The organism is Phenylobacterium sp. (genome assembly GCF_025934275.1).
Classification (GTDB): domain Bacteria; phylum Pseudomonadota; class Alphaproteobacteria; order Caulobacterales; family Caulobacteraceae; genus Phenylobacterium.
Genome location: NZ_JAICYI010000009.1, coordinates 58,628 through 65,974, shown reverse-complemented (window position 1 = coordinate 65,974; position 7,347 = coordinate 58,628). Strand labels below are relative to the sequence as shown.

At 67.0% G+C, this 7,347-nt stretch carries 8 protein-coding genes; 3 read left to right on the top strand and 5 right to left on the bottom strand.

The features are described from left to right. Positions 1-148: 148 nt before the first annotated feature. Together Q0W60_RS04130 and Q0W60_RS04125 are read right to left on the bottom strand one after the other, a co-directional pair. Positions 149-451: a hypothetical protein gene (locus Q0W60_RS04130; protein ID WP_297692850.1), complete on the bottom strand. Its 303-nt coding sequence runs from the start codon at positions 449-451 to the stop codon at positions 149-151. Between the two features lie 271 nt (positions 452-722). After that, positions 723-1,187, bottom strand: coding sequence for a very short patch repair endonuclease (locus Q0W60_RS04125; RefSeq protein WP_297692848.1), 465 nt, complete (start codon positions 1,185-1,187; stop codon positions 723-725). Positions 1,188-1,339: 152 nt separating this feature from the next. Here Q0W60_RS04125 and Q0W60_RS04120 point away from each other — a divergent pair, with 152 nt between their 5' ends. The 3 genes from Q0W60_RS04120 (at position 1,340) to Q0W60_RS04110 (ending at position 4,366) form a co-directional block, all read left to right on the top strand. After that, positions 1,340-2,470: a hypothetical protein gene (locus Q0W60_RS04120; protein WP_297692847.1), complete on the top strand. Its 1,131-nt coding sequence runs from the start codon at positions 1,340-1,342 to the stop codon at positions 2,468-2,470. A gap of 30 nt (positions 2,471-2,500) precedes the next feature. Further along, complete coding sequence (gene dcm / locus Q0W60_RS04115) at positions 2,501-3,727, top strand: DNA (cytosine-5-)-methyltransferase (protein WP_297692844.1); 1,227 nt, start codon at positions 2,501-2,503, stop codon at positions 3,725-3,727. A 108-nt stretch (positions 3,728-3,835) separates the two neighbouring features. Next, on the top strand, positions 3,836-4,366 hold the full coding sequence (locus Q0W60_RS04110; protein WP_297692843.1) for a hypothetical protein: 531 nt from the start codon (positions 3,836-3,838) through the stop codon (positions 4,364-4,366). Between the two features lie 45 nt (positions 4,367-4,411). On the opposite strand, the gene Q0W60_RS04105 is transcribed toward Q0W60_RS04110, so the two are convergent. From Q0W60_RS04105 to Q0W60_RS04095, 3 genes are all read right to left on the bottom strand, one after another. After that, on the bottom strand, positions 4,412-4,747 hold the full coding sequence (locus Q0W60_RS04105) for an MmcQ/YjbR family DNA-binding protein (protein ID WP_297692841.1): 336 nt from the start codon (positions 4,745-4,747) through the stop codon (positions 4,412-4,414). Between the two features lie 232 nt (positions 4,748-4,979). After that, positions 4,980-6,305 carry an adenylosuccinate lyase gene (gene purB / locus Q0W60_RS04100; RefSeq protein WP_297692839.1) on the bottom strand — a complete coding sequence of 442 codons (1,326 nt, stop codon included), beginning with the start codon at positions 6,303-6,305 and terminating at the stop codon, positions 4,980-4,982. A gap of 34 nt (positions 6,306-6,339) precedes the next feature. Further along, the gene (locus Q0W60_RS04095) at positions 6,340-7,296 is read right to left on the bottom strand and encodes a hypothetical protein (protein ID WP_297692837.1); all 957 of its coding nucleotides are present in this window, start codon (positions 7,294-7,296) and stop codon (positions 6,340-6,342) included. Positions 7,297-7,347 lie beyond the last annotated feature (51 nt).

The window sequence follows — 7,347 nt, the reverse complement described above, 5'->3', positions numbered from 1 at the left end:
GAGGACCTCAAGGGAAGCGGCGTCAACGTCACCGAATCCGACGTCCGCATGAAGATGGCCGAGCTCCTCGCCCAGGCCCGCGACGAAGTCCGCAAAGGGCGATAGCCCCCCTCCGCTCATCCCCGCGCAAGCGGGGACCCACGCCTCTTCACGCCGCCTTCAGCCGCTCCATCTCCTGCGCGAACTCGATCCGCAATTGGTTGGCCTCGTCATCCGGCAGCCAGTTGGCCATCTGCGGAAACACCACCTGCCACATCCGCGCGTCCCGTTCCGCCCAGGGCATGCTCCTGGCGTCCCGCGCGACAGATAGCAGGGCATGCAGCCGGCGTCGGACATCCTCCGGATCGGGCGTGTAGCTCCGAACCGGCGGCGCCATCCGCCCTTCGCCGACGCCGAAGAGACTGAGCTGGTTATCGCCGCCGGGCCCGAAGAGGTCGATGGGGTCAGGCATAGTGGCGCGTAAACTCGCGAGGACCGAAGGTCGGACGGCCCAACCTTGCTGATTCGGCCCTGTTCGGAGAAGACTAGCTGGGCCGCCTGTCCACAGAAGAGCCCAAAGCAGCTCCGTGAGTGCGACTGACGCCGACATACTCGCCCAGGCGATCTCTGATTTCGGCGCGGCGGGAAAGTCGACCCTCGATAACCCTGCCATGAGCGGCGAACCGGTGGATCAGCTTCGCGCGCCCATATCCGCGAACGCCGCTCCGAGGCCGCCCCGCCGCTCATGTCCGCGCCGGCGCGGACCCAGTGCTGAATCTAGGTGGGCCTAAGAAGCTGATCAGTCGTTTCGCAAGATTGCGATCGTTCGTGATTTCGCATTCCCAGATCACGAGTTCATCCCATGCAAGCTCTCGCAGCTTAAGTCTGACCTCGATATCGCGAGCCTTGTTGCGATTGAGTTTGGGCTGCCAATATTCGGTACGTGTTTTCGGCACCTTCGCTAATCGGCAGCCAGGGTGGCCATGCCAATAGCAGCCGTGGACGAAGATCACTTTCCTGCGGCTGGCAAAAACCAGGTCTGGCCGACCCGGCAATCGCGTTCCATGGAGGCGATAACGGTACCCAAGTCGATGAAGCAACGAGCGGACAGCGAGCTCGGGCTTGGTGTTCTTGTGACGAATAGCCGACATCGTCCGGCGACGGACGTCTGGCACATCCGGCCATGCGTCATCTCCTCGCCGAGGCATTCGATCTTCTCTTCGCAGGAGAGGCATAATGCCATGCGCCGGTCAGACCAGCCGGGATAACCTGAGGCATGAATCTCCCTGAGTCGGCGGCGGGAACCGCTTCTGCGTTGGACTGGAAGACGTATTCAGTCCGCGCTGCCGGTCGAGCACCATTGCTGAAATTCATCGTCGACGGGCTGGTTGCGCGGGGGTGCCGGGTACTCTCGACCACGGCGCCGAACAAGGCGCCGTTCTACATTGTCTTCGAGACGCCATCCGGATCTCGGCAAGGTGTTCTTGCCTATGCGTTTTTCGCCAATTCCCGGCAGACGGGCGGTCGTCCACGAGACGAGCATCGATTTCAGGTCAAGTACGGAAGCGAACTGAAGGGTGTCCTCGAGATCGCGGTCGATCCGCACGAGCTGATTACGACCATCCTAGTTGGGATTGATACAGCCCGCGGCCTGTTCGTCGCTGCTGATCCACTGATGCACAACCCCTCTCCGATGTCGCGCTCGATCGAGTTCAAGGCATCGCACGCAGAAGAGATTGCCCATGATGGCTGGGTGGCGTGGGAGCGAGACCGACACAAGCCCAAGACCAAGACGCGGCCTACGGCGGAAATCGACGAGGACACGCGGATCGAGGTTTTGGTCGGTGGCAGTCGGGATCGAATCTTTGACCTGATCCAGCTCGAGAGAATCGCTAGGGGGCTCGATCCCGGCGAGCGCCATCACGTCGCAGACGAGCTTGGGAATGCGGAGGGGCTTGGCCGTGCCTCCGCCGCGTCCCACTCGCTACTGCGCGAACTGGAGCTTCCGCCCGAAGCGCTCTTCGATCTCATCGATGGCGCAAGCCGACTGAAGATGGCCGTTCGCGGTTGGGTCGCAGAAGCGAAGCTCGTCGATCACCTCAGCGCGACACCTGGCGTGACCGACTGCAGGCGTCTCGAAGGCGAGGGCATGCCAGACGTGAGCTTGCGATGGCGAGGTGGCCCTCCAATCCTTGTGGAATGCAAGAACACGCTGAGGAAAGCCGACGCCCGCGGACATGCCCGCGTGGATTTTCAGCGCACCCGGGCCTCCAAAGGCGACCCCTGCTCTCGCTACTATCGGCCGTCTGATTTCCAGGTCCTTGCGGCATGCCTGCACGCTGTAAGCGGGGAGTGGAAATTCCAATACGCGGTCACGGGCGAACTCCCGCCCCACAAGTCGTGCCCGGGCCGAATCTCCAATGGGATCGCAGTCGCTGAACCCCTCTTTACGGATCGGCCTGAATTAGTGTTCTCTAAATGTTCGGCGTAACGAGTCGTCGCCGATGGTGAGGGCGGGCGGGTGCAACTGAAAGCAATATCCCTCTACAGCGGGATCGGGGGCCTCGACTTCGGATTCGAAGCCGCTGGATTTGAAACCGCCGTTGCCCTGGATCTTGATGGAGCCGCCTGCGCATCACTTCGCCTTAATCGGAAGTGGCCTGTCATCGAGGGCGACGTTTCGCGGATCACCTCCGACGCGATATTGCGAGCGGGGGGATTGGCCGTTGGCGAGGCAGATATCCTGATTGGCGGGCCGCCCTGTCAGCCATTTTCCAAGTCGGGCTACTGGGCGACTGGCGATGCGAAGAGGCTGGATGATCCCCGCGCAAACACGCTGCACCAGTACCTTCGCGTTTTGCAGGATACGCAGCCGGCTGCGTTTTTGCTCGAGAACGTTTTGGGTCTTGCCTACAGCGGCAAGAGCGAAGGTGTAGAACACGTTCGACGAGGTATTGCGCGCATCAATGCCGCGACCGGATCGCGGTATAGCTTTGAAGTGCAGGCGCTCAATGCTGCGGAATTTGGCGTCCCGCAGCTACGGGAGCGGGTGTTCATCATTGGCTTTCGGGACGGGCGCCACTTTCGATTTCCATCTCGCACGCACGCGCCAGCGGATGAGAGTGTCGAGCTTCATCTGGAGTCGTTTCGCAGCGCTTGGGATGCGCTCGGCGATCTTCCATCCAATCTCAACGACCCCGCGCTTCAGATGACAGGGAAGTGGGCTGAGCTACTCCCTTCGATCCCAGAGGGATCGAACTATTTGTGGCACACGCCGCGCGGCGGCGGACAGCCGCTTTTCGGTTGGCGAACTCGCTTCTGGAACTTCCTGTTGAAGCTCGCGAAAGACCAGCCTTCGTGGACCATTCAGGCTCAGCCTGGCCCTGCAACCGGACCATTCCACTGGAGCAACCGTCGGCTCTCAGCGGCGGAGTTGGGTAGACTGCAGACGTTCCCGGATGGCCTGATCTACCCCGAAAGCCGTTCGGAGGCTCAGCGTCTGATTGGCAACGCCGTGCCGTCGGCGCTAGCCGAGGTTCTCGCCCGAGAGATCCGCAGGCAGTTGTTCCGAGAGGAAGCGTATCGGTCAGCGCCGACACTGATCCCCCAAAGGCGAGCCGCTTGTCCACGCCCCGAGCCCGTAGCCTCGGTTCCTCAGAAATACATGTTCTTGGCAGGCGACCATCAAGCACATCCAGGGACCGGGAAGGGCCGCCGCGCCGCCACGCGCCTCTCAAGAGCGGCCTAGCAACTCTAGCCGGAGAACGCACAAATCCTTGACTCTCCGGCCCCTCCGTGTTCTACTTATGTTCTCATGGGCGCGGATGGCGGGACCAGGGCGGAGCGGGCGGGGCGGATGCTCGCGGAGGCGGCCGAGATCATGCTCGGCGCCATGCGCACGCTCGCGGTGAAGCTGGAGGCCGCCGAGACGCCGGACGAGGCGCAGGCCGCGGCGCTGGCGCTGCAGCGGGCGAACCGCGGGCTGCGCCAGACGCTGCTCCTGGAATCCCGCCTGGAGATCGAGGCGGCCAAGGCCGCCGAGCGGCGAGAGGCCGCAGCCGGGGACGCCCGCGAGGCGGCGGTGAAGGACCGCAAGGTCCGCGTGCGGCTGGCGGTGGGGCGGCAGGCCTACGAGGCCTGCGACAGCCGCGAGGACGCCGACGAGGTCATGGACCAGCTCGACGCCTGCCTCGACGACTACGTGCGCGGCCATTTCGACGACCTCTCGCTCGAGGCGCTGATCGCGCTCCTGATGGGCGACTTCGGCCTGGCGGCCCCGGATGCGGCCGAGGCCGCCGAGGCGCCCGCGCAGGCGGCCCCGCCGGCGCCGCCGCGGCTCGTGCAGCAGCCCGACCTCGGCTGGGCCCCCGCCCCCAACTCCTCCTAGGGCGCGGGGAACTGGCCGCGCCGCATCTCCTTCTGCGGTTGATTCCTACCGCGCCGCCGCCAGCAGCGGGCGGCTGATCTTCTTGGGCACGATCTGCGACCAGGCTTCGCGGACCAGCTCGGCGAGCTCGGCTTCGTCGAGGTGGTCCAGCTCGACATAGGCCCAGTGCGTGGTGGCGACCTTGCACTTCGAGAACGTCTCGGGGCGCACCTCGAACAGCAGCTCCTGGTGGCCGCGGTCGAGCTTCATGATCGCGCGGCCGTTCGAATGCAGGGCGAAGGTCTTCTTCCCCACGTTGAACCACGGCTCGCCCTTGTAGGTGACCTCGTGCGCCCCCGGCAGCGCCAGGCTCAGCCGCCGCAGATCCTCGAGCGTCGCCATGCCCGCGAGCTTAGCACCGGACCCCCGAAAAGAGGGAACCGCGGAAAACGCGGAAAGGCGCAGAAAACGGAGCCTGTCTCGGATCCCTGGAGGCTCAATCGATCGCGCCCAAGGCGCGATCAAGAAGGCGAGAACGCCGCCGCACCGCCTTCCGCGCCTTTCCGCGTTTTCCGCGGTTCACTTCAGGGCGGCGCCGCCGCTGCGAACCGTTCGTGTGGTTCGTGGACGAACCCTACTCCGCGGCCTTCGCCGCCCGGGCGTCTTCGCCGAACACGCGGGCGAAGATGCGGTCCACCGCCTTGAAGTGGTAGCCGAGGTCGAACAGCTCGGCGAGCTCGGCGTCCGACAGCGTCACCTCCGGGTCGGCCTTCAGGAAGTCGAGGAACGCCCCTTCGCCGCGCCAGACCTTCATGGCGTTCCGCTGCACGGCCGCGTAGGCCGCCTCGCGGGAGGCGCCCTTCTGGGTCAGCGCCAGGAGCACCCGCTGCGAGTGGACGAGGCCGCCCAGCCGCTCGAGGTTCGCCTGCATGGTCTGCGGGTAGACCACCAGCCGCTCGACCACGCCGGCCAGCCTGCGCAGCGCGAAGTCCAGGTGGACGGTGGCGTCGGGGGCGATGCCGCGCTCCACCGAGGAGTGGCTGATGTCGCGCTCGTGCCAGAGCGCCACGTTCTCCAGCGCCGGGACCACCGCCGAGCGCACCAGGCGGGCCAGGCCGGTGAGGTTCTCGGTGAGGATCGGGTTGCGCTTGTGCGGCATCGCCGAGGAGCCCTTCTGGCCGGGATCGAACGGCTCCTCGGCCTCCAGCACCTCGGTGCGCTGCAGGTGGCGGATCTCGGTCGCCAGCCGCTCGACTGAGGAGGCGACGACCGCCAGCGCGGCGAAGTAGGCGGCGTGCCGGTCCCTGGGGATCACCTGCGTCGAGACCGGCTCGATCGCCAGCCCGAGCCTGGCCGCCACATAGGCCTCCACCTCGGGGGCGACGTTGGCGAAGGTGCCGACCGCGCCGCTGATCGCGCAGGTGGCGATCTCGGCCCGCGCCGTGACCAGCCGCTGCCTGGCGCGGACGAACTCGGCGTAGTGGCCGGCGAGCTTGACGCCGAAGGTGGTGGGCTCGGCGTGGATGCCGTGGCTGCGCCCGACGGTGGGGGTGAGCCGGTGCTCGTAGGCGCGGCGCTTCAGCGCGGCCAGCACAAGGTCCACGTCCTCGATCAGCAGGTCGGTGGCGCGGGCCAGCTGCACGGCCAGCGCCGTGTCGTTGACGTCGGAGGAGGTCATGCCCTGGTGCAGGAAGCGCGCCTCGGGCCCGACGACCTCGGAGACGTGGGTCAGGAAGGCGATGACGTCGTGCTTCACCTCGCGCTCGATGGCCTCGATCCGCTCCGGGTCCCAGACCGCGTCGCGGCCTTTCTCCCAGATCACCCGGGCCGCCGCCTTGGGGATCACGCCCAGCTCGGCCATGGCCGAGGCGGCGTGGGCCTCGATCTCGAACATGACCTTGAACCGCGTCTGGGGGCTCCAGACCTCGGCGGCTTCGGTGCGCGCGTAACGAGGGATCATCGCGCCTGCGGTGTGCGGCGGGGCGGCCCGGAAGTCAAATGTCGCCCTCGGCGTCCCAGTAGGCGAGGACGCCGAACGCCGCCAGCCGCGAGATCAGGCGGCCGACATTGGCCAGGTTGCGGGCGATCGCCGGCTGGTCGTCGCCGCGGCGCAGCGTCGCCAGCTCGGCCAGCCAGCCGCCGCGCACCTTGCGCGCCATGCCCGCGGCCTCCAGCTGCAGCACGTGGCGGCGCACCGTCTCGGCCGGCAGCCGCAGCCGCCGGGAGAGCGCCAGGATGCTCACCGGCCGGCGCAGGTGGTCGGGCAGCGGCGCCTCGACCTGGCGCGTCCCGAGGTCGAGGTGCTCGGCGTTGGCGCGGCCCATCTCCAGCACCAGGACGCCGGAGACCGGATCGCCCACCCGCTTCAGGAGCTGCTCGTTCACCCGCAGCATGTACTCGCCGGTCACCCGGTTCACGAGCCGGATCGGCGGGGCGCTCAGCGGCGGCCCCAGCGGCTCGGTGCTGGGCGGCTGCACGCCGGCGGCCTTCAGCTCGACCCAGAACGCCTTCAGCCGCTCGTAGCGGGCGACGGCGGCGGCCAGGTACTCGGGCGTCGTCAGGCTGGCGGCGGGGACGACCAGCCCCTTGGGCGTGGCGACGAGCGCGCCGGCGCGGACCAGCCGGCCGGCCCGTCGGCGCACGGTCTCGTAGGGCAGGCTGAGCGAGCCTGCGACTGCGGCGATGGAGATCGGTCGGCGCAGCTCGTCGGGCGGCGGCTCGTCGATCTCGGCGTAGGCCAGCTGCAGCTCGGGGTCCTGGTTGAACAGGGCGAGGTTGGCCTCGATGACGATCGAGACGATCAGCGGATCTAGCAGGTTGCCGGGCCCGCGGGTGATCGCGATCATGTCCATGATCAGCTCGATCGAGGCCCGGGCGATCCGCCACATCGGCGCGGCGCCTTGCGCCGCGGGCGCGGCCGCCGGCGCGAGCGGAGCTTGGCCGTCATCCATGGGCTGCATGGTGTGTCGGGAATCGGGCCGCGGCAAGCGCTGCCTGCGTCG